At 68.0% G+C, this 24,751-nt stretch carries 28 protein-coding genes and 1 pseudogene; 14 read left to right on the top strand and 15 right to left on the bottom strand.

Going from position 1 to position 24,751, the window contains the following annotated elements; genetic code table 11:
- Positions 1-12: 12 nt before the first annotated feature.
- The 7 genes from aat to VEC11_RS14415 form a co-directional block, all read right to left on the bottom strand.
- A complete protein-coding gene (gene aat, locus VEC11_RS14445; protein ID WP_464132702.1) occupies positions 13-741 on the bottom strand; it encodes a leucyl/phenylalanyl-tRNA--protein transferase in 729 nt (242 codons plus the stop codon).
- A 64-nt stretch (positions 742-805) separates the two neighbouring features.
- Positions 806-1,141: an arsenate reductase (glutaredoxin) gene (gene arsC / locus VEC11_RS14440; RefSeq protein WP_464132697.1), complete on the bottom strand. Its 336-nt coding sequence runs from the start codon at positions 1,139-1,141 to the stop codon at positions 806-808.
- Positions 1,138-1,644 (bottom strand): hypothetical protein, encoded by a 507-nt coding sequence (locus VEC11_RS14435; RefSeq protein ID WP_464132691.1) that lies wholly within the window; start codon positions 1,642-1,644, stop codon positions 1,138-1,140. Before VEC11_RS14435 ends, arsC begins: the two co-directional genes overlap by 4 nt.
- Entirely contained in the window at positions 1,634-3,709 is a 2,076-nt protein-coding gene (locus VEC11_RS14430) for a DUF2207 domain-containing protein (protein WP_464132688.1), read from the bottom strand. Before VEC11_RS14430 ends, VEC11_RS14435 begins: the two co-directional genes overlap by 11 nt.
- Before the next feature lie 4 nt (positions 3,710-3,713).
- On the bottom strand, positions 3,714-4,289 hold the full coding sequence (locus VEC11_RS14425) for a LemA family protein (protein WP_464132683.1): 576 nt from the start codon (positions 4,287-4,289) through the stop codon (positions 3,714-3,716).
- 68 nt (positions 4,290-4,357) lie between these two features.
- On the bottom strand, positions 4,358-5,266 hold the full coding sequence (locus VEC11_RS14420) for a hypothetical protein (protein WP_464132679.1): 909 nt from the start codon (positions 5,264-5,266) through the stop codon (positions 4,358-4,360).
- Positions 5,267-5,331: 65 nt separating this feature from the next.
- Complete coding sequence (locus tag VEC11_RS14415; RefSeq protein ID WP_464132674.1) at positions 5,332-7,323, bottom strand: beta-propeller domain-containing protein; 1,992 nt, start codon at positions 7,321-7,323, stop codon at positions 5,332-5,334.
- A gap of 127 nt (positions 7,324-7,450) precedes the next feature.
- Between VEC11_RS14415 and VEC11_RS14410 the strand changes: the two genes are divergently transcribed.
- Entirely contained in the window at positions 7,451-7,648 is a 198-nt protein-coding gene (locus tag VEC11_RS14410; protein WP_464132668.1) for a hypothetical protein, read from the top strand.
- A gap of 4 nt (positions 7,649-7,652) precedes the next feature.
- Here the strand turns inward: VEC11_RS14410 and accC are convergent, their stop codons facing one another.
- From accC to aroQ, 3 genes are read right to left on the bottom strand one after another with little or no spacing between them, the layout of a single operon-like run.
- Positions 7,653-9,002: an acetyl-CoA carboxylase biotin carboxylase subunit gene (gene accC / locus VEC11_RS14405; RefSeq protein ID WP_464132664.1), complete on the bottom strand. Its 1,350-nt coding sequence runs from the start codon at positions 9,000-9,002 to the stop codon at positions 7,653-7,655.
- Positions 9,002-9,481: an acetyl-CoA carboxylase biotin carboxyl carrier protein gene (gene accB / locus VEC11_RS14400; RefSeq protein ID WP_464132659.1), complete on the bottom strand. Its 480-nt coding sequence runs from the start codon at positions 9,479-9,481 to the stop codon at positions 9,002-9,004. Before accB ends, accC begins: the two co-directional genes overlap by 1 nt.
- A 37-nt stretch (positions 9,482-9,518) precedes the next feature.
- Positions 9,519-9,959, bottom strand: coding sequence for a type II 3-dehydroquinate dehydratase (gene aroQ, locus VEC11_RS14395; RefSeq protein ID WP_464132654.1), 441 nt, complete (start codon positions 9,957-9,959; stop codon positions 9,519-9,521).
- Between the two features lie 108 nt (positions 9,960-10,067).
- Here aroQ and thiS point away from each other — a divergent pair.
- Positions 10,068-11,014, top strand: a pseudogene (gene thiS / locus VEC11_RS14390) (sulfur carrier protein ThiS).
- Positions 11,015-11,158: 144 nt separating this feature from the next.
- On the top strand, positions 11,159-12,361 hold the full coding sequence (locus VEC11_RS14385; protein WP_464132650.1) for a low temperature requirement protein A: 1,203 nt from the start codon (positions 11,159-11,161) through the stop codon (positions 12,359-12,361).
- On the opposite strand, the gene VEC11_RS14380 is transcribed toward VEC11_RS14385, so the two are convergent.
- Positions 12,330-12,950, bottom strand: a complete 621-nt coding sequence (locus tag VEC11_RS14380; RefSeq protein WP_464132645.1) for a class I SAM-dependent DNA methyltransferase — start codon at positions 12,948-12,950, stop codon at positions 12,330-12,332. The two genes, VEC11_RS14385 and VEC11_RS14380, sit on opposite strands and share 32 nt — an antisense overlap.
- 35 nt (positions 12,951-12,985) lie before the next feature.
- Here VEC11_RS14380 and VEC11_RS14375 point away from each other — a divergent pair, with 35 nt between their 5' ends.
- From VEC11_RS14375 to VEC11_RS14360, 4 genes are all read left to right on the top strand, one after another.
- Positions 12,986-13,636 (top strand): protein-L-isoaspartate(D-aspartate) O-methyltransferase, encoded by a 651-nt coding sequence (locus tag VEC11_RS14375; RefSeq protein ID WP_464132642.1) that lies wholly within the window; start codon positions 12,986-12,988, stop codon positions 13,634-13,636.
- An 82-nt stretch (positions 13,637-13,718) separates the two neighbouring features.
- Entirely contained in the window at positions 13,719-14,225 is a 507-nt protein-coding gene (locus tag VEC11_RS14370) for a hypothetical protein (RefSeq protein ID WP_464132639.1), read from the top strand.
- Positions 14,226-14,339: 114 nt separating this feature from the next.
- On the top strand, positions 14,340-15,647 hold the full coding sequence (locus VEC11_RS14365) for an erythromycin esterase family protein (protein WP_464132636.1): 1,308 nt from the start codon (positions 14,340-14,342) through the stop codon (positions 15,645-15,647).
- A gap of 62 nt (positions 15,648-15,709) precedes the next feature.
- Entirely contained in the window at positions 15,710-15,871 is a 162-nt protein-coding gene (locus VEC11_RS14360) for a CsbD family protein (protein WP_464132633.1), read from the top strand.
- Positions 15,872-15,926: 55 nt separating this feature from the next.
- On the opposite strand, the gene VEC11_RS14355 is transcribed toward VEC11_RS14360, so the two are convergent.
- Together VEC11_RS14355 and VEC11_RS14350 are read right to left on the bottom strand one after the other, a co-directional pair.
- Positions 15,927-16,961: an ACP S-malonyltransferase gene (locus VEC11_RS14355; RefSeq protein ID WP_464132630.1), complete on the bottom strand. Its 1,035-nt coding sequence runs from the start codon at positions 16,959-16,961 to the stop codon at positions 15,927-15,929.
- Positions 16,954-19,161, bottom strand: coding sequence for a thiamine pyrophosphate-dependent enzyme (locus tag VEC11_RS14350; protein WP_464132624.1), 2,208 nt, complete (start codon positions 19,159-19,161; stop codon positions 16,954-16,956). Before VEC11_RS14350 ends, VEC11_RS14355 begins: the two co-directional genes overlap by 8 nt.
- Positions 19,162-19,283: 122 nt before the next feature.
- On the opposite strand from VEC11_RS14350, the gene VEC11_RS14345 reads away from it, so the two are divergent.
- Positions 19,284-19,583, top strand: coding sequence for an SCP2 sterol-binding domain-containing protein (locus tag VEC11_RS14345; protein ID WP_464132620.1), 300 nt, complete (start codon positions 19,284-19,286; stop codon positions 19,581-19,583).
- A 9-nt stretch (positions 19,584-19,592) separates the two neighbouring features.
- Positions 19,593-20,228, top strand: coding sequence for a glutathione S-transferase family protein (locus VEC11_RS14340; RefSeq protein WP_464132616.1), 636 nt, complete (start codon positions 19,593-19,595; stop codon positions 20,226-20,228).
- Here the strand turns inward: VEC11_RS14340 and VEC11_RS14335 are convergent.
- Together VEC11_RS14335 and VEC11_RS14330 are read right to left on the bottom strand one after the other, a co-directional pair.
- A complete protein-coding gene (locus VEC11_RS14335; RefSeq protein WP_464132611.1) occupies positions 20,225-20,545 on the bottom strand; it encodes a winged helix-turn-helix domain-containing protein in 321 nt (106 codons plus the stop codon). The two genes, VEC11_RS14340 and VEC11_RS14335, sit on opposite strands and share 4 nt — an antisense overlap.
- Before the next feature lie 3 nt (positions 20,546-20,548).
- Positions 20,549-21,166: a hypothetical protein gene (locus VEC11_RS14330; protein ID WP_464132607.1), complete on the bottom strand. Its 618-nt coding sequence runs from the start codon at positions 21,164-21,166 to the stop codon at positions 20,549-20,551.
- Positions 21,167-21,291: 125 nt separating this feature from the next.
- On the opposite strand from VEC11_RS14330, the gene VEC11_RS14325 reads away from it, so the two are divergent.
- The 5 genes from VEC11_RS14325 to VEC11_RS14305 all read left to right on the top strand — a co-directional run bounded on the left by VEC11_RS14325 (position 21,292) and on the right by VEC11_RS14305 (position 24,747).
- Complete coding sequence (locus VEC11_RS14325; protein ID WP_464132602.1) at positions 21,292-21,774, top strand: GlcG/HbpS family heme-binding protein; 483 nt, start codon at positions 21,292-21,294, stop codon at positions 21,772-21,774.
- A 51-nt stretch (positions 21,775-21,825) separates the two neighbouring features.
- On the top strand, positions 21,826-22,533 hold the full coding sequence (locus VEC11_RS14320) for a CoA transferase subunit A (RefSeq protein WP_464132599.1): 708 nt from the start codon (positions 21,826-21,828) through the stop codon (positions 22,531-22,533).
- Positions 22,534-22,613: 80 nt separating this feature from the next.
- Positions 22,614-23,378, top strand: a complete 765-nt coding sequence (locus VEC11_RS14315; protein ID WP_464132596.1) for an HAD family acid phosphatase — start codon at positions 22,614-22,616, stop codon at positions 23,376-23,378.
- Positions 23,378-24,013, top strand: coding sequence for a 3-oxoacid CoA-transferase subunit B (locus VEC11_RS14310; protein ID WP_464132592.1), 636 nt, complete (start codon positions 23,378-23,380; stop codon positions 24,011-24,013). The genes VEC11_RS14315 and VEC11_RS14310 overlap by 1 nt, the downstream gene beginning before the upstream one ends.
- Before the next feature lie 50 nt (positions 24,014-24,063).
- Complete coding sequence (locus VEC11_RS14305) at positions 24,064-24,747, top strand: ferritin-like domain-containing protein (protein WP_464132588.1); 684 nt, start codon at positions 24,064-24,066, stop codon at positions 24,745-24,747.
- Positions 24,748-24,751: the final 4 nt, after the last annotated feature.

Here is a 24,751-nt window from a genome sequence, read left to right as displayed (position 1 = left end):
CGAGCACCCGATCTACGACGTCTGGCCCAAGAGCTGCGCGATGACCCATCCGGAAGGCGGCACGCCGGCGCCCGCCTCGCGGCCCTTGGCTCCCAGCAGCCGCTCCAGCGCCTCGAACTCGACCGGCCCGGCAGCGGAAGCGCCGCCGGCCGAGGCGCCGCCGGCCGCGCCGCCGCCCTCGCCGAGCGCGGACGCCAACAGCGCCAGATAGTCCTTCTGGTCGATCTCGACCGCGCCCATCGTCTTGAGGTGCGGGGTCATGAACTGGCAGTCCAGCAGCTGGAAATTGCCGACGATCAGCCGCGCCACCAGCCAGGCGAGCGCCATCTTGGAGGCGTCGCGCTCCAGCGAGACCATCGACTCGCCGAAGAAGGCGGCGCCGAGCCGCACGCCGTAGAGCCCGCCCACCAGCCGGCCCTCCCGCCAGACCTCGATCGAATGGGCGCGGCCGGCCTCGTGCAGCCGGATGTAGCTCGCCTCGATCTCGGCGTTGATCCAGGTGTCCTGCCGCTCGGCGCAGAGCCGGATGATCTCGGCGAAGGCGGTGTCGCGGGTCACCTCGAACAGGTCCGAGCGCAACCTCTTGCGGAGCGAGCGGGAGAGATGGAAGCCGTCCAGCGGGATGATCGCCCGCCGCCGCGGCTCGACCCAGTAGAGATCCTGCGCGTCGCGCCCGTCGGACATGGGAAAGACGCCGATCGAATAGGCCCGGAGCAGCAGATCGGGATCGAGCGTTTTCATGGGGCAAGAATCGGCCTGCGCGCTTCCCAGGTCAACCGCTCCCCTCCGCCGTCACCCGTCACGCCTAGAGGATTTCGTACACCCGCTCCTTCGGCCGGGCGAGACGCACGCCCTTTTCCGTTTCGACGAGCGGGCGCTCGATCAGGATGGGACTTGCCGCCATGGCATCGAGGATCGAGTCGTCGGACTCGCCAACGAGCGCCTTTGCCGCATCCTCCTTCATTCTGAGGCCCTCGTGCGGGGCGAGGCCGGCGCGGGCGAAGAGGCGGCCGAGATCGCCCTTGGACGGCGGCGTCTTCAGATATTCGACCACGGTCACGTCCGCGCCCGCCTCGCGAAGCATGTCGAGGACCTGGCGCGAAGTGGAGCATTTCGGATTGTGGTAGATCGTCGCCTTCATGGCAGGTTCCGGATCCTTTCAAAGTCTCTGAGGATGCGTGCGCGGCCGGCGCGGGAGATCGGACGGCGGCTCGACCAGCGCATGCCGCCATCGGTAAAGCTGCCCCGCGCGCCGCAATCCTCCCTGCAGCTGTTATTATCGGCATTCCAGCGCAATCTCGCGCCCTGCCGCCAGAGGCGGAGAATGCAGGGAGGGTCCCCGGCGAACCGTCCGGGCCGGCGATAGACGAGCGCACGCCCTTCCAGCCGGGCGATGCCGGTCAGGCTGCAGATATGGCCGTTGAAAAAGGTCAGGTCGAAGTTGACCAGGGCGCGGGTTCGGCTCGTGGCGACGACAGTCACGACGTCGGTTGCCATGTAATTCTCGCCGCTGACGAGGCCGGTGCGAAAGGTGCGTGTGTAGCGGCCAGCCAGATCGGCGGTCGTTAAGGTCGCGCCGGCGCCGAGCGCGGTCCCGCCCGCGAACAAAGCGAGCAGGGCGAAGAGGCGCGCCTTACCAGCCACCGCCGCCTCCGCCGCCTCCGCCGCCACCGGAAAAGCCGCCGCCGCCCGAGCCGCTGCTCGACCCCGGCGCCGTCGACGCCATTGCCACGCTGCTCGCCAGCGAGGCCCCGACCGTGGTCGCGAACATGCCCGGGTTCGACCAGGCGTTGTGCGAGCCGACATACCAGCCCATCGTCCCGCCCTGCCGGCTCGGATCGGCGGCGGCTGCGGCGAGGACCGAAGCGAATTTGGCGGCCCAGCGATTCTCGACGCCAAGCGCGATCGCGTAGGGCAAATAGCGCTCGAACAACTCCGGGGTCTTCTCGGGCGGGTGCAAGGTCTCGAGCCGGTCTTCCTCGGTGATCGAGAGATAGCGCTGGAAGCCGGCGATCCGGTCCATCACCTGCCGTCCCTCCCGGGTCGGGGCCGACATCCAGACGAAGGCGGAGAGCGCGACCGGGAGGATCAGCAGCGGCACCAGCATCCAGACCCAGATCGAGAAGGGTTCCTCCTGCACGGCGAAAACGAAGGCGAAGATCACGAAGACCGTGCCGCCGAGGCCGAGCAGGACCGCGAGCGCGGCGCGGGCCCAGCTGCCGTCCTTGCGCGCGGCGCGCGAATTCATCCCCGCGGCCACCGCCCCGATCATCAGCAGGAAGCCCAAAGCCGGCATCGCCTTCTCTCCGGTCACCGCGTAAATGTCCGAGAGCGCGATCACCATGCCGACGAACAGCAAGGCGGCGAGCAGGAACATCATCCCGACCCAGGCCCAGCCGTAGTTCCGCAGGAACAGCCGGCCCTGATAAGCTTCCTGCAGATGCTCCTGCAGCGCCTTGCGCGCGGCGCCGAAATATTTGTGGTTCTTCTTGTCCATCTCGAGGCTGTCCTCGCCGGCAAAGAGCGCGGCCAGCATGCGGCGCTCGGGCTCGGGCAAGTCACCGGCGTCGCCGATATTGACGAGCGTCGTCCTGGCCTTCTTGAAGAAGCCCTTCTCGCCCTCGACCATGCGCAGCTTGCCGCGCACGCCGCTGTCGACGATCGCTGCGGCGAAGACGCGATTGTCGAAGCCCATTCGCCGGATGAAGCGGACCGCAGCGGCGGTGAGCTCGTCCGGCGGCGCGAAGATCGGCACGACGGTGCCCGGGATCGGGCCGCGGCCGGCCTTCTTCCAAGCGTAATAATAGAAGAAGCCAAGGCCAAGCAAAGCCCAGACCGCGGCGATCGGCGGTCCGTAATCCTGGAACCAGAGCCTCGCCTGGGACGGCGGCGCGGGCGCGGTCACCACGCCCTTCTGCCAGCGCACCGCCACGCTGAGGCCTTCGTTCGAGTCGAGCGGCTCGGTGGTGCGGATCACGATCTCGCCGGGCTGTTCCGAGACCACCTCGGCGTCGCGCCGCGTCGCGCCCTGCGCGCCGGTATAGAAAGCCCGCTCCGGCCCGAACGGCACCGCCTGCGGCAGCCTGATGCGGACCTCGGCGCGGTCGATCGGGAACTGCCAGAAATTGCCGGTGACGTTCCAGTAGAGCTCGTCATAGCCGTCGAAGAAGCCGAGCTGGCGCGTGGTCGTATAGCGCAGCACATAGGTATGCTGGCCGCGCGGGACATAGGCGTCCGGGTCTCCCATCTTCACCCGGATGTCGCGGCCGACACGTTCGGTCGTATATTGTTCGGGCCGACCGTCGCGCTGGACGCTCTGGACGTCGAAGGTGACACGGACTCGGCGTTGCCCTGGGCGCTGATAGATGACCGGGAAATCGCGGTAGATGCCGTGGCGAATGTCGTCGCCCTCCGCATTGACCCGGATCGTCTCGGTGACGGTCAGCGTGCCGTCGACGGCGATGTCGACGTCGCTGTGAAAGGACAGGATCCGCTCGCCGGCGGCCGGGCCGAAGTCGCCATCACCGAACCCGTCCGTGCTGGACGGCGGCGGCTGAGGCGCTTCCTGTTCGGCCAGCGGTGCATCGCCGGCCAGCTGTTCGGTTCCGGGCACCTCGTCGGTTGCCGGCTTGCCGGCTTGGCTGGACGCCGACGCGAACAAGGTCAGCGCCGCGAGCAGCAGCGCCAGGAGAGGCCTGATGCGGATCATGGCTTCAGGCCTTCGCAGCGCCGAACTGGACCTTGGGCGCCACCTGGATGGAGGCATCGGTGTCGGTGTAGAATTCCTCTTCGTGGAAGCCCAGCGGGCGGGCGAACAGCACGTTGGGGAAGGACTGGATGCTGGTGTTCAGATCACGCACCGTCGCGTTGTAGTAGCGCCGCGAGCCCTGCAATTGCTCCTCGATCTCCGAAAGCTCGGCCTGCAGCTGCTGGAAATTGGCATTGGCCTTGAGGTCGGGATAGGCCTCGGCGACCGCAAACAGCCGGCCGATCATCGCGCTCATCGCATTGTCGGCCTGCGCGGTAGCCGCGACGCCCTTGGCGTTCACCGCGTCGCCGCGATGCGCGATCACCTGCGTCAGGGTCTCGCGTTCGTGCGTCGCATAGCCCTCGACGGTGCTGACCAGATTGGGAATGAGGTCGGCGCGCCGGCGCAGCTGCACGGTGATCCCGCTGAACCCCTCCTTGACCAGCGCGCGCTGCCGCACCAGCCGGTTGTAGATCGCCACGCCCCAGAGCAGCACGATGACGACGATGACGCCGATGACGACCCAGGCAATCCAGCTCATCCGATCTTCTCCCCCAGAGGCTGCCGCAAGTCATAAGGCGGGGCGGAGCGCCTGTCGATCATCACCGGTCAGCGCGCGATGTAGCCCTGCCGGACGAGGAAGGCGCGCAAGGCATCGGGATAGTTGGTGTAGCGGATCACCGAGGCGGGCGGGCATTCGCCGTCGGCGTTGAGGCGGGCGCGGCAGCCCGAAGGCAGGTCCCAGCCGCTGTCCCGGTCATAGGCGCGCAGCATCACGGCCCATGCCGCCTGGAACTGGCCCGCGCGCGCGGCGGAGGCCACATAGCCGGCGCAGGCGCCGTTGCGTTCGCCTTCCTGCTGCAGGCAGTAGGGCCTCGCCCGGTTCATCGCCCGGCGGAACAGGGGCCGGAAGCCGGGCCGGCTGGACACATCGACGGCGCGTCCGCCGACCAGGTTGAAATATTTCGGCGGCGCCATCGAGCCGGCATAAGAGGAGAAGGTGTAGAGGAAGCTGTCGTCCTGCTGTTCGAAGTCGACAATCCCGTCGCCGTCCAGGTCGCGGGGAAAGGCGTCGGTCGGGCCGCCGTCGAACGAGCCGAGCTGGACGACGCGGATGCCGCGCGGGCCGATCACCGCTACCTGCACTTCGTTGCAGCAATGGGCGCCCCCCGTGAACGACTGGAAATAGACGAAGCGGGTGCCCCGCCGGTCGAGCAGGCCGACGCCGAGCTTGTGCTCGAAGGACGGCTGGGCGGCGGCACCCCGCATCTGCGCGCTCAGGCGACCCCGTCGGATGGTGACGCGGGGTGCGAAGAGGCCGTCCTCGCCGACCCCGCGCACCTCCAGCGTCACGTCGCCGAACCGCCAGGTGACCGGCCGGGGCCGGCGCTCCTGCGACCAGGTCACGATCCTGCCGAACTCCGCCCTGACCACCGGCGGCGGCCGGCGCGTCTGCGCGGCTGCAGCGCCGGGCGGGACGGCGAGCATGAGGGCGGCGAGGGCGAGGAGCAGGCGCATCGGGCGTCTCCCGGTCGAGGTCGGGAAAAGCCTAAGCGGGTCGCGTCCGCGGTGCCAGCCTTTCGCTAGCGGGCGGCGGCGATCGCACTCCGGCGGCCACCGGTCAGGTCAAGTCGGCCGACTTCGTCGACCCGGCCGCGGGTCAGGCGGCCTTCCACGAGGTCCGTGCCCATCAGCGCGAAGATGCGCCCGCCGGTGAAGATCGGGCGGCTGTTGCCGTACCAGTCGACACAGGAGACTTCGCAGGAATAGCCGCTTTGCGTGCGCGGACGCGGGCTGAGCTCGCCGGCCTGGGAGAGGGCCTTGTCGGGCGAGACGGCGATGAAGCTGAGCTCCGAGCTCTGGCTGTCGGACCAGCCGCGGCCGGCGCGCTCGCCCCTGAGCGTGGTGGGCAGGCCGATTATCCCGCTGCCGTCGGGCCGGATCCAGGCGTTGAACGCGTGGCTGCGGCCCTCGCTCTCGAAGCGGCGCTGGAGCACGGTCGTGGAGGCGAGGCGCGGGCCGCGGCCGAGGCTGACATAGGAGATGGAGAGGCCCGCTTCGCTGCGATAGCCGGTCACGACCGCATCATTGCCGGCCCGCTCGATGCGCAGGGCATTGTGCGGCACGGCAATGCGGACTGCGGCGGCCGGCCTTTGCAGCGGCACCGCGATCAGGGTCGAGCCGGGGCTCGGAGCGCTCGCCGCGGCCGGATCGTCGGACTCGCCGCTGCGCGCGCCATAGACGAGCCAGGGGCCGATGAAACGGTTCTCGAGTTGGCCGGCGACGCCGGGCAAGGCCGCATAATTTCGGTCCGACAGGTGCCGGACGCGGTCGCCGAACGCCGAAAGTGGCAGGTCGAGCAGGCTCAGCGGCCGCACCTGGTCCGGCTCGAAGCAGCCGGCCGCAGTCCGCGAGAGCAAAGCGCGGAAGCGGCCGCCGCTGCTTTCGAAGGCGAACTGATCCGCCGGGATGCCGTCCACCGCGACCGCGCCGACCGCGCCGCCGTCGAGCGGCAGGCGGTAGAGCATCGCCGACTGGCCCGTTCCGTCCTGCCAAACCTCGCCGGCCGTGCATTGCTGGCGCCGCTGGTTCGCATAATCGATGCTCCAGGGAAGGCCGTCCGGCGCGCCGATCCAGAGGAAGGCGTCGGTCGGCGAGACGTAGAGCTCGCGCATTGCGGGGCCGATGAAGGCGGTGGTGCGGCAGTCCATCGCGCCGCGCAGCGGGCAGATGGAAAGCGTGTGGAGGACCGGGTCGGCGACCTCGCCGACCGGCGCGATGACGTCGGTCGGGCCGATCAGCTCCTCGCCGGCATTGGCCTCGCCGTCGCGGTCGGCGCGCCGCAGCCTCGGCCAGGCGAAGCGGCCGTCGGGCCCGTGCGAGTCGAGCGCCTGCGGCGCGTAGAAGACGAGATTGTCGCCGACGATGCGCGTCGCATAATTTTCGGTGCTGTAATAGTCGCTGGAGGAGAGCAGGAAGCGCCCCTCGCGGGTCAGGCGGCCGTCCGGCGCCATGCGAACGATGGTGATCTCGCTCGCGCGCTCCTGGTAATTATAGGCGGTGACCATGATCCGGTCGCCGAGGACCAGCATCTCGTCATACCAGCTCGCCGCCTGCGCGCGGCTGCGATAGACGTCGATGCGGTCGGCGAGGCGCAGGGGCGCGCCGGGCGTCGTGCCGAGATCGGCACTGAACAGCCGGCCGTCCTGCAGCACGACGAGATAATGGCCGATCTGCTTGACGATCCCGCCTTCGTCGACGCCGATCGTCTGGTTGTTGGTGATCTCGGGATTGGCGGGAGCGGCGGGCGTGGCCTCGGCGGGCGCAGCCATGTCCATCGCTGCCATGGGCGGCTCTTCGGAGATGCCCCAACCGCGCTGCTGCCGCCGCTGAGCAAGGCGGCGCAGATAGAGCGCGAACTGGGCCGCCGAGGCGAAACGGACGAGGCGGGGGCCCTGCGACTGGTCGAACAGGGCCGCGGTCTGCGCCGCGCCGGGCCGAAGCGCGATGCCCGCGCCAACGATCGCGCCGATGCCCGCAACGATCAGCATGATGGAGAGAAGACGCCGCGACATAGCCACCTCCCGAACTCCTCGGTCGCGACAATATCAGGGATGATATACTGTTACAATCCCGCTTTGGAACTTAACTCTGATTAATACGTTGAGGGGATGGGCAAAGGCGTTTGGGGGATGTCTCCCTATGGCCAGTAAAGCGCACCGGCAGCTTGCAGAAGCGCCGCATCTCTATCGATTCCGCACCTCGGCTCTGGTCGGACCCTGGCGCAAGACCGCGCGGCAGGCGGTGCTGGACGCGGTGCGCGCCCGCCAGGCCCGCCGCGACGACCGCAAGGTACACTGGCTGGTCCCCGGCCGGATCGAGGAATGCGACGCGGACTAGAACGTCAGTCTTCCTCGCGACTAAGCCACTCTTCCAGCCACTTGATCGTGTAATTCCCCGCCTGGAAGTCCGGGTCGTCCAGCAGGCGCTGGTGGAGCGGGATGGTCGTCTTCATCCCCTCAATGACGAACTCCTCGAGCGAGCGGCGCAGGCGGCGCATCGCGCCGGCGCGGGTGGTGCCGTAGACGATCAGCTTGGCGATCATCGAATCGTAATAAGGCGGTACGCGGTAGCCGGCGTAGAGCCCTGAATCGACGCGCACGTTCATGCCGCCGGGGGCGTGATATTGTTTCACCTGGCCCGGCGAGGGCGCGAAGGTCCTGGGATCCTCTGCGTTGATCCGGCACTCGATCGCATGGCCGCGGAACTGGACGTCCTGCTGGCGCAGCGTCAGCGGATGGCCCTCGGCGATGCGGATCTGCTCGCGGACGAGGTCGAGGCCGGTGATCGCCTCGGTCACCGGATGCTCGACCTGGAGGCGGGTGTTCATCTCGATGAAGTAGAATTCGCCGTCTTCCCAGAGGAACTCGATCGTGCCGGCACCGCGATAGCCCATGTCGGCCATCGCCCTGGCGCAGATGCCGCCCATCCGCTCGCGATCCTCCGCGGAGAGGACCGGGGAGGGCGCCTCCTCCAGCACCTTCTGGTGGCGGCGTTGCAGCGAGCAGTCGCGCTCGCCGAGATGGATGGCATTGCCGTTGCCGTCGCCGAACACCTGGAACTCGATGTGGCGCGGATCGCCCAGATATTTCTCGATATAGACGGTGTCGTCGCCGAACGCGCTCTTCGCCTCGCTGCGCGCCTGGCTGATCTGGGTCTCAAGCTGGTCGGCGCTGGTCACGACCTTCATACCGCGCCCGCCGCCGCCCGAGGCCGCCTTCACGATCAGCGGATAGCCGGTGTGCTCGGCGACCTTTTTCGCCTCGGCCAGGCTCTCGACGGGACCGGGCGAGCCGGGGACGAGCGGCAGGCCGAGCCGCGCCGCGGTCGTCTTGGCCTCGATCTTGTCGCCCATCGTCCGGATATGCTCGGGCTTTGGGCCGATCCATTTGATGTCGTGCGTCTCGACGATCTCGGCGAAGCGGGCATTCTCCGAGAGGAACCCGTAGCCTGGATGGATGGCGTCGGCATGGCTGATCTCGGCCGCCGAGATGATCGCCGGGATGTTCAGATAGGACTCGCTCGCCGGGGGCGGGCCGATGCAGATCGCCTCGTCGGCGAGCCGGACGTGCATCGCCTCCGCGTCGGCCGTCGAATGGACCGCAACTGTCTTGATGCCCATCTCATGGCAGGCGCGGTGGATGCGGAGCGCGATCTCGCCGCGATTGGCGATGAGGACCTTTTCAATCGGCATTATTCGATGATCGCCAAAGGCTGCTCATATTCCACGGGCTGGGCGTTCTGGATCAGGATCTGCTTCACCACGCCGGACTTGGGCGAGGGGATCGGATTCATCACCTTCATCGCCTCGATGATGACGAGGGTGTCGCCTTCGTTCACGCGCTTGCCGACGGTGATGAACTCGGCGGCGCCCGGCTCCGGCGAGAGATAGGCGGTGCCGACCATCGGCGACTTGACGGCGCCGGGATGACTGGCGGGATTCGCCTCGGCCGCAGCTGGCGCGGCAGGAGCCGGGGCGGAGGCCGGTGCGGCCGGAGCCGGCGCGGGGGCATAAGCCATCGGCGCAGCCGCGACGGTCAGCTTGCGCTTCACGACTATGCGGCGGCCATTGTCCTCGACCTCGATCTCGCTGAGCTCGTTCTCGTCGAGCATTTTCGCGAGCTTCTTCACCATCTCGGTGTCGACCCGCATCGGCTCGTTCTGTTCGCTCATCTGAATTCCAACCCCTGAATTGAAGTGGCGCTCTCTGTCAGAGACAGGCAGCGGCGTCCAGCGCAAGCTCATAACCGAGCGGGCCGAAGCCCGCGATCGTCCCCTTGGCCGCCGGCGCGATGAAAGACCGCCGCCGAAAGCTTTCCCGCGCCTGCGGGTTAGACAGATGCACTTCGATCACCGGCACGTCGATCGCCTTGACCGCATCGTGCAGCGCGACCGAGGTGTGCGAGAAACCGCCAGGATTAAGGATAACCGCCTTCGCGCTCCGGGCCTGCGCCTCGTGCAGCCAGTCGATCAGATGGCCTTCGTGATTCGACTGGCGCATGTCGATCTCGAGGCCGAGCCCCTTCGCCTTGTCCTCGAGCCGGCCGGCAATGTCGTCCAGCGTGTCGGTGCCGTAGATTTCGGGCTCCCGCATGCCGAGCAGGTTGAGATTCGGCCCGTTCAGCACGTAGACGAGAGGTAGCGCCGTCATGGCGGAGCCCTATATGACGCCCGCAACGTTTCTCCAACCAGGGACCTCGTCTTGGACCAGACCGTATCGATCAGGGTGAATGGCGAGCATCGCCGCGTACGCGAAGGAATGAATGTCGCCGACCTCGCGCTGGAGCTGGGGCTGGAGCCCGCCAAGGTGGCGGTCGAGCGCAATCTCGAGATCGTGCCGCGCTCGACGCTCGGCGACGTGCCCGTCGAGGATGGCGACGATTATGAGATCGTGACCTTCGTGGGGGGCGGCTGATGGTGGGGGGCAATCAAGGCGCGGGCGACAGCTGGACCGTCGCCGGCCGGACCTTCACCTCCCGGCTGATCGTCGGCACGGGCAAGTATAAGAGTTTCGAGCAAAACGCACAGGCACTGGCGGCGTCGGGCGCGGAGATCGTCACCGTCGCGGTGCGGCGGGTGAACGTCTCCGATCCGGGCCAGCCCATGCTGACCGATTATATCGACCCGAAGAAGGTCACCTATCTGCCGAACACTGCGGGCTGCTTCACGGCGGAGGAGGCGATCCGCACCCTCCGGCTGGCGCGCGAAGCGGGCGGCTGGGAGCTGGTGAAGCTGGAGGTGCTGGGCGAGGCGAAGACACTCTACCCCGACATGCGCGAGACGCTGAAAGCCACCGAAACCCTCGTCCGGGAGGGCTTCAAGCCGATGGTCTATTGCGTCGACGACCCGATCGCCGCGAAGCAGCTCGAGGAAGCCGGCGCGGTCGCGATCATGCCGCTGGGCGCGCCGATCGGCTCCGGGCTCGGCATCCAGAACCGGGTGACGATCCGCCTGATCGTCGAAGGCGCGAAGGTGCCGGTGCTCGTGGATGCCGGCGTCGGCACCGCGTCCGACGCGGCGGTGGCGATGGAGCTGGGCTGCGACGGCGTCCTCATGAACACCGCCATCGCCGAAGCGAAGGATCCGGTGACGATGGCCCGGGCGATGAAGCTGGCGGTCGAATCGGGCCGGCTCGCCTACCTCGCCGGGCGGATGGGCCAGCGCCGCTATGCGGACCCGTCGAGCCCGCTCGCCGGACTGATCTGAGGCGACGACCGGACGTGCGGCTGCGGCGAGCCGCCGAACCCTGTCGACTGATGTGCGTTAACAACTCCGCATGAGGCGGAGGCCGCGGCACAATAGGGTGCCGTGGCCTCCATTTCGTTTCGGGCCCCGCTTTACCTTTGCGACGTGCCGGGCAAGATTGCCGCCATGTTTCGCCGCAACCTGCTCCGCCACCGCGACGCCCATCGGGAGGAGCGGGTCGGCCCGGTCGAGCTGTTCTTCGACCTCGTCTTCGTCTTTGCGATCACGCAGCTCAGCCACGTCATTATCGAGCATCCGGACCGGACGGGGTTCCTGCAGGCCGGCATCCTCTTCGTCGCGATCTGGTGGGTGTGGGTCGAGACCGCCTGGGTGACCAACTGGCTCGACGTCCGGACGATGGAGGTGCGACTCCTCCTCTTCTTCCTGATGGCCGTGGCGCTCGTCATGACGATCAGCCTGCCCGATGCGTTCGGCGAGCGGGCGACGATCTTCGTCACGGCCTATCTGGCGACGCGATTCTGCCGGCATCTGTTCATGCTGTGCGCGCTGGCGAGGCACAATCGCGACAATTTCGTAGGCTTCATCCGGATCACGATCTGGGCGGCGATCGAGTCGATCTTCTGGATCGCCGGCCTGCTCGCCGAGGAGACGGCGACCCGGATGGCGATCTGGGGCGGCGCGATCGCCATCCTGAACCTGGCGCCGACGTTCAGCTACTGGCTCCCCGGACTGGGTGCGACCGACACTCGCGTCTGGGACATTGAGGGCCATCATTTTTCGGAACGCTGCGGCCTCTTCATCATCATCGCGCTCGGCGAATCGATCCTGGTGACCGGCGGCGCCTTCGGAGAGACCGAATGGACCGGCCCGGCGATCGCCGCGTTCGCCAGCGCCTTTCTCGGCACGGTCGCCATGTGGTGGCTCTATTTCGACGTCGGCGCCGAACGGGCGGCGCGCCGGCTGGCCCAGGACCAGGATCCCGGCCGGATGGCGCGGCTCGCCTATACCTATTTCCACATCCCGATCGTCGCCGGCATCATCCTCACCGCGGCCTCCGACGAAATGGCGCTGCACCATCCGCTGGGTCATGCCGGCACGGCCGAGATTTTCTGCCTGATCGGGGGTCCGGCCCTTTATCTGTTCGGCAATCTGATCTTCAAGCGGACCAATGCGATCCACTTCCCGCTGTCGCATCTGGTCGGACTCGGCCTGCTCGCCGCGGTCCTGCCCTTTGCCCGGCAGATGTCGCCGCTCAACCTCTCGCTTGCCGCGACCGGCTCCCTGATCCTCGTCGCTTCGTGGGAGATGATCTCCCTCAGGGAGACGCGGTCGAGCATGCGAGACTAGCGAGCCAGACCGTCGCCGAGCCGCACTCGGGGTCGCGCGCCGCGTGAACTACGTCGCCGAAGCCGCTCGCTTCCAGCAGAAGGCGATATTCGTCCGGCCCGAGGCTGCCATGATAGAGCGGTTCGCCCTGCCACTCGCCGATTTCCTCGCCATGATAAGGCCCGCTGGTGAACATCAATGCGGCACCCGGCCGCGCATGGCCGGACAGCCGCGCAAACAGCGGCCTTTGGTCCTCCGGCGTAAGATGGAAGAAGGCGCTGTGCCAGGCGATCAGCCCGTCGAAGCGCCTGCCCAGGGCAAGCTCCCGCACGTCTGCGACCAGCCATTGCTGCGCCGGGAAACGGCTTCGGCACATGGCGATCAGCGACGGGGAGGAATCCACGCCGGTCACCCGGAAGCCTCGCTCGATCAGATAGTGGGCGATCGGCTCGCCCATGCCGCAGCCGATGTCGAGGATCGTCCCGCCCGGCGGAATCCGCATCAGGAAGCGGTCGAGCCAGGGCCGTTCGTGCAGGTCGCGTCCCCGCATCCGGTCCCAGGCCTCGGCATTGTCCTCGTAGAGCGAGACGATCCGGTCGCTGGCTTTCACTGGAACGTCCACTCCATCCGGATCATTGTGCGGTCATGCCAGACTTCGCCGCCCTGCGCGATGCGATGGTCGACCGGCAGCTCGCCGGACGCGGCATCAGGAGCGCGCCGTTGCTCGCCGCGATGCGCGAGGTGCCGCGCGAGCTGTTCGTGCCGGAGGGCGTGAGGGACTTCGCCTATGAAGACGGGCCCCTGCCGATCGAGGCGGGGCAGACCATCTCCCAGCCCTATATCGTCGCCCTGATGATCGAGGCGGCAGGCGTCCGGCCCGGCGGCCACGTGCTCGAGATCGGCGCGGGCTCGGGCTATGCCGCGGCCGTGCTCTCGCGCGTCGCGGACTCCGTGATCGCGATCGAGCGGCACGGCGCGCTTGCCGACCTCGCCGCCGCCCGGATGGCGCGGCTCGGTTATGGCAATGTCCGGATCGTCGCCGGCGACGGCTCGGCCGGCTGGCCGGACGCCGCGCCCTATGACGCGATCCTCGCCGCGGCGAGCGGGCGTCACGTGCCCGACGTGCTGAAGCGGCAGCTGAAGGTGGGCGGGGCGCTGGTCATGCCGCTCGGCGCGCCCGGCGAGGTCCAGAGCCTTTTCAGGATCAGCCGCGAGGGCGAGGATGACTGGGCGCAGCATGACCTCGGGCCGGTCCGCTTCGTTCCTTTGATCGGGGCGGAAGGCTGGAAGGAGTAGGATTCACTTCCCGCACAACAGGCGTTTCGCCAGCAGGCGGAACAGGTTATGGTTAACGGCGTCGCGTTGAAGGAGGCCGGTCATGAAGAAGCTGCTCCTGTTTGCCGCCGTCGCCGGATTGGGCCTGGTCAGTGCCAGCCCGCCGGGCAAGGGACCCGACGACGGGGCCCGTGAGGCGCCGCGCCATTATCCGCCCTGTTCGCGTACAGTCACGGACCGCTGCATCCAGCTTTACGAGCGCGGCGTCCGCGCGCCGGCGCGCGCCGAGCATCATGCACGCCTGGAGGACCATCCCGACAATGGCCGGCGCGGTCACAGGGAGCATCGGGCGGACCATCATCGCGCCGCCGGCGGCCATCACGCCCGCGCAGAGCATCATGGCGGTCCGGATCATCATGCGCGCGGCGATCATCGCAATTATCCGGATCATCACGCGCGCGCCGACCGCCGCGAGCACGCCGTGGCCGAACGCCGGACCATGCGCCAGGTCGTCAGGGTTGCCCGCGTGCAGCGTGCGGCCGGCTGCCGCTGCGCCCAGCCCCGCCGCCATTATGCGCAGCGCGTGCGCCGCGCGGGCGAGCGCGGCTGAGCCGAGCAGGAGAGAGGGGAACCGCCCTCTCCCCTGAGCCGTTAAGTCCCTGAAGCATTCGGCGGCGCGGAGGCCGCCGGAAAAGCGAACCCATCGCCCGCTGAAGGGGAAAGAATGAGCGCCGCGAGTGCCTCAGCGCTCAGGGCCGCAGTCCGGCCCCTGCCGGTGATCGATGATCCGGCCTTCGCCGAGGCGTTCGACGCTTATGCCGATGCGCGTGTGATCCTGCTCGGCGAGGCGAGCCATGGCACCAGCCAGTTCTACCGCGCCCGCGCCGCGATCACGCGGCGCCTGATCGAGCATCACGGTTTCTCGATCGTTGCGGTCGAGGCCGACTGGCCCGACGCGGCCAACGTGGACCGCTTCGTCCGCCACCGGCCGCGGCGGGACGGGGAGGAAGCCGCGTTCCGCCGCTTCCCCACCTGGATGTGGCGCAACCGCGAGGTCGAGGACTTCATCGCCTGGCTGCGCGAGCAAAATGCGGACCGGTCTGCGGAGGAGATGGCCGGCTTCTACGGCCTCGACCTCTACAATCTCTCCGCCTCGATCCGGGCGGTGATCGACTATCTGGATGAGGTGGATCCCGATGCGGCGGCGCTGGCGCGGGAGCGCTACGGCTGCCTCACGCCCTGGAGCCGCGATCCGGCCCTCTACGGCCGGCTCGCGATCACCGAAGGCTATGCGCGCTGCCGCGCGCCGGTCGTGGACATGCTGCGGGAGCTGCAGAGCCGGAGGCGGGAGCTCGCCGCGGAGGATGGCGACGAATGGCTGGACGCCGCGGCCAATGCCCGGCTCGTGAAGAATGCCGAGGAATATTATCGGGTCATGTACGAGGGCCCGGCCGAAAGCTGGAACCTGCGCGACACGCACATGTTCGAGACGCTCTGCCAGCTGCTCGACGCCAAGGGACCCGGGGCGAAGGCCGTCGTCTGGGCACATAACAGCCATATCGGCAATGCCGCCTGGACCGAGATGGGCCAGGTGCGCGGCGAGCTCAACATCGGCCAGCTCGTCAAGGAGAGGTTCGGCGAGGCGGCGCGTTTGATCGGCTTCGGCACCCATCACGGGACGGTCGCGGCGGCGAGCGATTGGGACGGGCCGATGGAGATCAAGCAGGTGCGCCCCGCGCTTGCGGGCAGCCAGGAGGAGCTTTGCCACGAGACCGGACTGCCGGGCTTTCTGCTCGACCTGCGGGACGACGGGCCCGAGGCGCTGCGGGAGATTTTGCTGGCGCCGCGGCTCGAGCGGTTCATCGGCGTCATCTACCGGCCCGAGACCGAGCGCTGGAGCCATTATTCCGAAACCATCCTCGCCCGCCAGTTCGACGCCTGGGCCTGGTTCGACGAGACCGAGGCGGTGACGCCGTTGCCGGGCGCCGAAGCGGGCGTGGGGGAGGACGATCTCTGGCCGTTCGGGCTTTGAGCGCGGAACCGGGAACGGCGCACGTTCGTTTCCCAAGCGCATCAAATTCAAGGAGAAACCCCATGGGTGAGTTCACCGACAAGGTCAAAGGCAATGTCAACGAAGCGATCGGCAAGGTGAAGCAGCAGAGCGGCGATGCCGAGACGCGCGAGGAAGGCGCTGCGCAGGAAGTGAAGGGCGAAGGCCAGCAGGTGAAGGGCGCCGTGAAGGGCCTCTTCAAGTAATTCTCGCCAGTTTTTGCGAGGGAAGGGCCGTGGCCGCGAGGCTGCGGCCCCTCTTCTATGCGGCGACGACCAGCTCGCGCTGCTCCTCGCGGCCCATGCTGAGCAGAAGCGGGCTGTCCGAGGATTGCACCGCCTGGAAATCCTGCTTCGAGCGCATCCCCTGCCACTGGATCCCGATCAGCGCCTGCGCGATCGCGCCGCCGAGCGTGTCGCCGGGGCCGAGCAGGATGATCCGGTCCGGCGCATATTCCTTCACCGCGACCTGGACCGCGCGGGTGAAGTCGTAGATCTCGAGGATCTGGGTGACGAAGGTGTAGCGGCGCAGCGCTTCCGCGTTCACCGCATGCGGGCGCCAGATCCGGCCGTGGCCGTCGACCATCGGCACGTCCGGCGAGCCGAACCAGCCGACGGGCAGGCTCGCGAGCGCGCGGTCCGACGAGCCCTGCATCAGGGGCGTATGGAACGGGCCGTGATTGACCAGCCGGAGCGGCTCGCGGCCGGGGCCTGCCGGCGCCTCGGCGAGCACAGCCTTCAGGGCTTCCTCGGTGCCGGCGAGGATCAGCATCCCGCCAAGGTCGATCGAAACGTGAAGGCCGTCGATGCGGCCGACGAGCGCGAGCAGCGCCTCTCGCAAGCCCGCTGCTTCCCGCCAATCCTCGTCGACGAGGGTGAAGAGCACCTGGCCGCCCGGCTCGCCCTGCTGGCTGTTCTCGCCCATCGCGTCGATGATCGAGAAGCCATGCTCCAGGTCGACCGCGCCGGCGACGGCGAGCGTCGAGTACCAGCCCATCGAATTGCCGGTGACCGCGGCGATGTCGAAGCGCGAGCGGTCGATCGCCAGGAAATCGGCGTAGGAGGAGGTGAAGATGAGCGGCGAGGCGATGTCGCCGCGCGTGTGCAGCGCCGGGCTGAAGCGGTCGGCGCCGTCGAGCTCTGTGATCGTCGGCTGGCCGCGCGCGCTGCGCAGCCGGTCGACCGTCGCCAGCAGCTCCTTCCTGGCGGCATGGAGACGGTGGAGATAGCCGAGCTCCGCCTTGCCGTAGGTGCCCCGGCCCGGACAGATCACGAGCGCCGCCTGCCGCTCAGCCACGGACCGTCTCCAGCGCCGCCTCTACGATCGAATCGCGGCTCGGCAGCGTCAGCGTGGCGGCCCGGCCGAGCGGGATGAAGCTGTCCTCGGCGGCGATCCGGCGGCAGGGCACGCCCGGCGCGCGCTCGGCGAACAGGGCCATCAGCGCCTCGCTCTGCGAGCCAGTCTTGCGGCATTCGTCGACGATCAGGATGCGCGCGCAGCCCTTTACGGCGTCCAGCAGCGCCTCCTCGGGCAAGGGCGCCAGCCAGCGCAGGTCGATCACCCGCGCCTTCACCTTGTGCTCGTCGGCGAGGAGCTTCTCCGCCTGGCGCGAAAGATAATAGCCGTTGCCATAGGTGACGATCGCGAGGTCCGCGCCATTGCCGTGCACGCCCACCTCGCCGAGCCGGATCGGCTTCGCGGCGCCGGGCGCGGGATAGGCGGCGGTCCAGAGCGCGTCGTCCTTCTCGTGCAGGTCGCGGGTCATGTAGAGCGCGATCGGCTCGACGAAGACGACCACCCTCTGCTCCTCGCGGGCCAGGCGGACGCATTCGCGCAGCATCTCCACGGCGTCGGCGCCGTTGCTCGGCACGGCGAGGATCAGGCCCGGAATGTCGCGGAAGACGGCAAGGCTGTTGTCGTTGTGGAAATGCCCGCCAAAGCCCTTCTGATAGCCGAGCCCGGCGATCCGCACGACCATCGGGTTGGTATATTGGCCGCCGGAGAAGAAGCTCAATGTCGCCGCCTCGCCGCGCAGCTGGTCCTCGGCATTGTGGACGTAGGCGAGGAACTGGATCTCGGTGATCGGCAGCAGGCCGTTATGCGCGGCGCCGATGCCGAGGCCGAGGATGGACTGCTCGTCGAGCAGGGTATTGATCACCCGCGCGGAGCCGAAGCGTTCGTGGAGCTTGGCGGTGCAATTGTAGACGCCGCCCTTCGGCCCGACATCCTCTCCCGCGACGATGATCTCCCTGTGGCTCAGCATCAGGTCGGCCAGCGTCCAGCTGAGCAACCGCGCCATATGCTGCGGCTTGTCCATCATGCCGGCGTCGCGGGCGAACAGGGCCGAGCGCTCCTCGGGCGAGGGCGAATTCGCACGGCCGGGCGCGCGCTTCGGGGGGACGATGCTCGCCATCACCTCGGCGCTCGTGCTCAGCTTTGGCCGCTTGATCGCCTGCTCGGCGATCCGCCCGAGCGTCGCCTCGGTGTCGTTGTAGACGTCGAGGATCTCGCGCTCGGACAGCAGGCCCTGCTCGACCAGCAGAGCGGCGCTGTGAACGAGCGGATCGCGCTCCTCGTCCGCCTCGACCTGCGCCTTGGTCAGATAGGCGGTCTGCACGTCCGAGCCGGCATGGCCGTAGAGCCGCACCGTGTCCATGTGCAGGAAGACGGGCCGCCGGCGGAGGCGGGCAATGCGCGCGGCCTCGGCAGCGCCGCGATAGGCGTCGACCATGTCGAGGCCACTGCAATGGACATAGTCCAGCCCCGCCCGGTTGCGGAAGGTCGCGCCGATCCAGCCCCCCGGCGTCCGGGTCGAGATGCCGATGCCATTATCCTCGCAGAGGAAGACGAGCGGCATTGGCGTGCCCTGATAGGCGGCCCAGGCGGCGCAGTTGATCGCGCCCTGCGCGGTCGAATGATTGGCCGAGGCGTCGCCGAAGCTGGCCAGGATGATCGCGTCCCGGGGCAGGGGGGTGCCCTCCAGCTTCAGCGTCCGCGCGATGCCGATGCTGAAAGCGGCGCCGACCGCCTTGGGCAGATGCGAGGCGATCGTGCTGGTCTGGGGCGGGATAAATAGCGGCTTCGAGCCGATCACCTTGTGGCGGCCGCCGGAGATCGGGTCCTCCGAGGAGGCGGCGAAGCTGAGCAGCATGTCCCAGGCGGGCGTCTGGCCGGGCAGCTTCTTCGAGCGGTGGATCTGGAAGGCGTTGGAGCGGTAGTGGAGGAAGGCCATGTCGTCGAGGCGCAGCGCCTCCGCGACCGCGGCGTTGTTCTCGTGGCCCGAGCTGCCGATCGTGTAAAAGCCCTCCCCGCGCGCCTGCAGCCGGCGCGAGAGGCGGTCGAGCTGGCGGCTCATCACCTGGCTGTAGAACAGCTCGACGACGGTCTCGCCGGAAAGGCCGACCTCTGCTGGCGCAAGCGCAACCGCGCGGCGGGGAAGGGTGCCCTTCCCGAGCTTCGTGACGAATTTCTCGTGAATGACCTCGGCTGCGTCCATCGCGCGCCCCTAACAAGTTTCGGCGCCGCATGGGAAGCCGCCGTTACTGACATTGATGTCAGGCTTGAACGCCACCGGCCGGTCCACTACGGAAGCGGCATAACCGCAGGAGAGTGACGAACATGACGAAGAGCGAAATGGCGACCCGCCTGAACGACGCCCAGGCCTTCCTGCCCGGCAAGCGGGTGAAGATCGATTTCGGCGCGGACGGCGTGGTCATGCTCGACGGCGTGGCGCAAAACGTCACCGAGGAGGACGGCGCGGCCGACACCACGATCAAGGTCGCCTGGGCGGACTGGGAGGCGATGTCCTCCGGCCAGCTGGACGGCATGACCGCCTTCATGCAGGGCAAATTGAAGGTCGAGGGGGATATGGGCAACGCCATGCAGTTGCAGGGCGTACTCGCAAAATTGCGGAGCTAGCAGGCGGCGGTGCTGCGCCTTTTCTATTCGCCCGGCGCGGTCTCGCTCGTTCCCCATATCGCGCTTGAGGAAACCGGCGCGCCGTTCGACGCCGTCCGTGTCACGATCGCGGAGGGCGCGCACTGGCGGCCGGATTATCTTGCCGTCAATCCGCGTGGGCTGGTGCCCGCACTTGAAGTAGACGGCCGGGTCGTCGCGGAGACACCGTCAATCCTCACCATGATCGGCCGGCTTCATCCGCAAAGCGGCCTTTTCCCGACCGACGACCCGTTTGCCGAAGCGCGGCTGCTCGAGCTGATGTCCTTCTTCGCCTCGTCGGTCCATCCGGGTTTCGCACGCCTCTTTCGGGCCGCACGGTCCAGCTGGGGCGCCTCGTTGCCGGCAGCGATGGTGGCGGACGACCGGGCAATCCTGGAGCGGTTCTTCGGCGATATCGACGCCTTGCTGGCGCAGGGCCCCTGGCTGCTGGGCGAGCCCTATTCGGTCGCGGACGGCTATCCTTACGTCTTTCTGCGCTGGGCGCGGCGGCAGGCCTTCGAGACCAGGCGCTTCAGGAACTGGACGGAGCACGCCCGGCGCATGGCGGAGCGGCCGGCCGTCCGGCGGGCGATCGCACGCGAGGGCCTCGACGTCTCCGAATTCTAGCCTCGGCCCGCGGCCGCATTCCGGAGCGCATCGATCCGGTCCAGCCAGGCCCGCCAGGCCTTGCGGCCCTCCGCGGTGAGAGAGAGGCGGGTCTGGGGCTTGCGGTTCACGAAGCTCTTTTCGGCGCGGACATAGCCGGCATCCTCGAGCTTCCTGAGATGGGCCGAGAGATTTCCGTCGGTCGCGCCGACCTGGTCGCGCAGCTCCCCGAACAAGGCCGATTCGACCGCCGAGAGATAGGCGACGACGCCGAGCCGGATGCGGCCGTGAATGACGTCGTCGAGCCGGTTGTGGTCGAAAGGACTCAATTCTCCCATGGCTTAGCCTTTGGGTTCGGTACGCATCAGAAGCAAGCCGGGGAGCAGGACGGTCGCTGCGGCGCCGGCGGCGACGAGCAGGTAACGCTCGGGCTGCGCCACCAAGGCCGTGAACAGGCCGACCATGATCACCGCCAGCGCGGCGGCCAGCTTCAGGGTCCGATTGCCGGCGAGCGAGCCGGTCACGCCGAGCGCGCAGGCATAGACCGCGAAGGCCACCGGCACGATGAAGTCCCAGGGTCGGATGCCCGCGACATTGGCGTCGGAGATCAGCGCGGTGCCGACCACCATCGCGCCGATCGAGAAGGCGCCGGCGGTCCAGACCGCGCGCATCGCCAGATTGCCGGCCGAGCCCTGTCCGGGCTTGTCGCCGATGCTGCGCGCGAGCAGCAGCTGCCCGGCGACGCCGAGCAGGCCGAAGCTGCCCCAGATGATCCCGAAGATGCCCGGGCCGCTGCCGAGCCGGCCGGTCGCGGCGAAATGCTGGGCGAGATAGGCGACGACCAGCAGCAGGCCCCACCACGCCATGAAGCGGCCGCCGAGCAGCGGTGCCCGCGACCCGCTTTCGGAGAGGTGGCGGATATAGGCGATGTCGTCGGCGCTGGGGGAAGCCTGAGTCATTTCAAGTCTCCAAATAACTTTGTAATGCAAAGTACGGGCACGGGGCCTCGCTGTCAAGCGCGGCTTGCCCCTTCGCGCGGCGCATCCTATTCCTCGGCGGGTGGGCTGAAGCGGGAGGTTTTTCCATGCTGATCCGTTCGCTCGCGCCTTTCTGTCTCGTCCTTGCTCTGCCCGCCCACGCGCAGCCCGCGCCGGCCCGGCTCGACGCCCGCGCCGCGCAGGCGATCGTCGCCGGCTGCGTCGCCCATTCAACGGCACGGAGCCAGAGCCACGCCATCGCCGTGGTCGATGCGGGCGGCCGCCTGGTCGCGGCGCTCAGGATGGACGGCAACGGCTATGGCATCATGGATTTCGCCTTGGCCAAGGCCGGAGCGGTGGCCGCCTGGGGCTTCCCGACCGCGGCCATGGCCGGCGCGGCGCGCGAGACGCCCGGCTTCGGCGATGCGCCCAATGTCGTGACGGTGGCAGGCGGCGTGCCGGTCTTCTCGGCGGACGGACGCGAGCGGCTCGGCGCGGTCGGCGTCTCGGGCGAGGCGCCGGCGGACGACGCGGCTTGCGCGGAGGCCGGGATCAGAGCCGCCGGCCTGCGCTCGACGCGAGCCGGTTGACCGGACTCGCTGCTGCCTTCTATCGGCTCCTGATCCGAGGGAGCCCGCGCCATGAAGAAGATCTATCCCGATGCCGCCGCCGCGCTGGAGGGGCTGTTGTTCGACGGCATGACGATCTGCGCGGGCGGGTTCGGCCTGTGCGGCATTCCGGAGCGGCTGATCGACGCGATCCAGGCCTCGGGCGTGAAGGACCTCACCGTCGCCTCCAACAACGCCGGGATCGACAATGAGGGGCTCGGCAAGCTGCTGCGCACCCGTCAGATCCGCAAGATGATCTCCTCCTATGTCGGCGAGAACAAGGAGTTCGAGCGGCAATATCTCTCGGGCGAGCTGGAGGTGGAATTCTGTCCGCAGGGCACGCTCGCCGAACGCTGCCGCGCCGGCGGCGCGGGCATTCCGGGTTTCTACACGAAGACCGGCGTCGGCACGAAGGTCGCCGAGGGCAAGGAAGTGAAGAATTTCGACGGCGAGGATTATATCCTCGAGCGCGGCATCCGCGCCGACCTCTCGATCATCAAGGGCTGGAAGGCCGACGAGAGCGGCAACCTCGTCTTCCGCAAGACCGCGCGCAACTTCAACCAGCCGATGGCGACCGCCGGCAGAATCTGCGTCGCCGAGGTGGAGGAGATCGTGCCGGTCGGCAGCCTCGATCCGGACTGCATCCATCTGCCGAGCATCTATGTGAAGCGGCTGATCCTCGGCGCGCCCTACGACAAGAAGATCGAGTTCGTGACGACCCGGCCGCGGGAAGCGGCGTGATCCTTCGCGGCCTCGCCCTCGGCGCCGTCTTGCTTGCGGGTACTGCTGCGGCGCAACCCCCGGCCGGTCCGCCGCCTGGGATGCAGTGGCTATACGGGTCGGGCGAGGGCGCCGCCGCCAGCATCCAGGCCTATGACGCCTTCCGCGCCTATGTGCTCCGCCGGGCGCGCGCCCGGCCGCGCCACTCGGTGGTGCTGGCCGAAGGCTCGACGCTGGCCGCCCCGCGCTTCCTGCCCTGCGGGCGGCGGCCCCTGGCGGTGGTGCTCGACGTCGACGAGACGGCGATCCAGAATCTCGGCTACGAATATGACGAGGCGCTGAACCGGCGCAGCTACGACCAGGACCGCTGGAACCGCTGGGAGCGGACGGGAGCCAATGCCGTCCTGCCGATGCCGGGCGCGGTGGCCGCGCTGCGCGCCATCCGCCGCGCCGGCGTGACCGTAATCTTCAACTCCAACCGCATGGCCGCCCATGCCGCCCAGACCGCGGCGGCGATCGAGGGCGCCGGGCTCGGCCCCGCCGTGCACCGGCGGACGCTCTGGCTGCAGAACGATATCGGCCAGGGCTCGGCCAAGGACCCGCGCCGGGCCGAGGTGTCGCGCCGCTATTGCGTGATCGCCATGGCGGGCGACCAGCTCGGCGACTTTTCCGACCTGTTCAATGCCCGCGGCCTGCCGATCCCCGAGCGCCGCCGCGCCGCCTCCAGCCCGCCCTTCGCCGGGCTCTGGGGCAATGGCTGGTTCATGCTCTCCAACCCGGTCTACGGGCCGAGCATTCGCGGCACTTTCGACGACGTGTTTCCGGCGGACCGCCGCTGGTCCGACCCGCAAGGAGGAAATGACTGATGCCCTGGGACCGCAACCAGATGGCCGCGCGCGCCGCGCAGGAGCTGCGCGACGGTTATTATGTCAATCTCGGCATCGGCATTCCGACGCTCGTCGCCAACAATATCCCGGCCGGGATGGAGGTGACGCTGCAGAGCGAGAACGGCATGCTCGGCATCGGCCCGTTCCCTTATGAGGACGAGGTCGATCCGGACCTGATCAATGCCGGCAAGCAGACGATCAGCCAGCTGCCCTCGTCCAGCTACTTCTCCTCCTCCGACAGCTTCGCGATGATCCGCGGCGGCCATATCGACCTCACCGTGCTCGGCGCGATGGAGGTGGCGGAGAATGGCGACATCGCCAACTGGATGATCCCCGGCAAGATGATCAAGGGCATGGGCGGCGCGATGGACCTCGTCGCCGGTGTCAAGAAGATCATCGTCGTGATGGAGCATACCTCCAAGAACGGCGATCCCAAGTTCATCCCCGAATGTACCCTGCCGCTGACCGGCAAGAATGTGGTCGACATGATCGTCACCGACCTCTGCGTCTTTCACCGGCCCGATCATCAGAGCCCGTTCAAGCTGATCGAGCTGGCGCCGGACGTGACGGCTGAAGAGGTCGCGGCCAAGACGACGGCGCACTACGAGTCTTGAATCCGCAAAAAACTTGACGCCCGGCGCGGAGAGGCAGAATTCTCCGCGCCATGTTCGCGTGGTTCCGCCGCCGCTATCTCGACCTGCTGGGCTCGATCTACATCTATAACGAGCATCGCGGTTATACGAGCATCGACCGCATCCTCGAGGCGGTTCGCGCCCATGCGCCCGACGATGCGGAGTTCATTGCCGCGGTCGAGAAGCACCGGGCCGACGAGCGCAAGCATTATGTGATGTTCAAGCGCTGGTTCGAGCTGCAGCGCAAGATGCCGCTGAAGGTGGACCGCACCTGCGGCCATATCGACCGCTTCGTCGAGATCATGTTCCGGCGGCGGATCGACGATCTAGATACCACCAGGGTGATCGGCAACGACGCATTGTTCGGCCGGCTCTGCCGGGTGATCTCGCTGACCGAGCAGCGGGGAATGAAGCAGGTCGACATCCTGCTCAACCATCCGCTGGTGAAGCACGACAAGACCCTGCTGCGCATCTTCCGGGTGATCGAGAAGGACGAGCCGAGCCACTGGGCGCCCTATGACAATTGGCTGCGCGCCCATGGCGTCCGCGATCCGAAATGGTGGGAGAAGGCGATCGACCTCCTGATCCATTCGGAGCTGATCTTCCTGAAGATCCCGGTCCTGTTCTTCAATCCGTTCCTGAAGCGCCGGACTGACTGGGCCGACGCACATGATCCGGCGGAGCGGCTCGCCTCTCCCATCCGGGCCGCGGCCTGATATC

It is taken from the genome of Allosphingosinicella sp. (assembly GCF_035626655.1).
Classification (GTDB): Bacteria; Pseudomonadota; Alphaproteobacteria; order Sphingomonadales; family Sphingomonadaceae; genus Allosphingosinicella.
The sequence above is the reverse complement of the archived record's forward strand: the minus strand, read 5'-3'. Positions and strand labels throughout refer to the sequence as shown.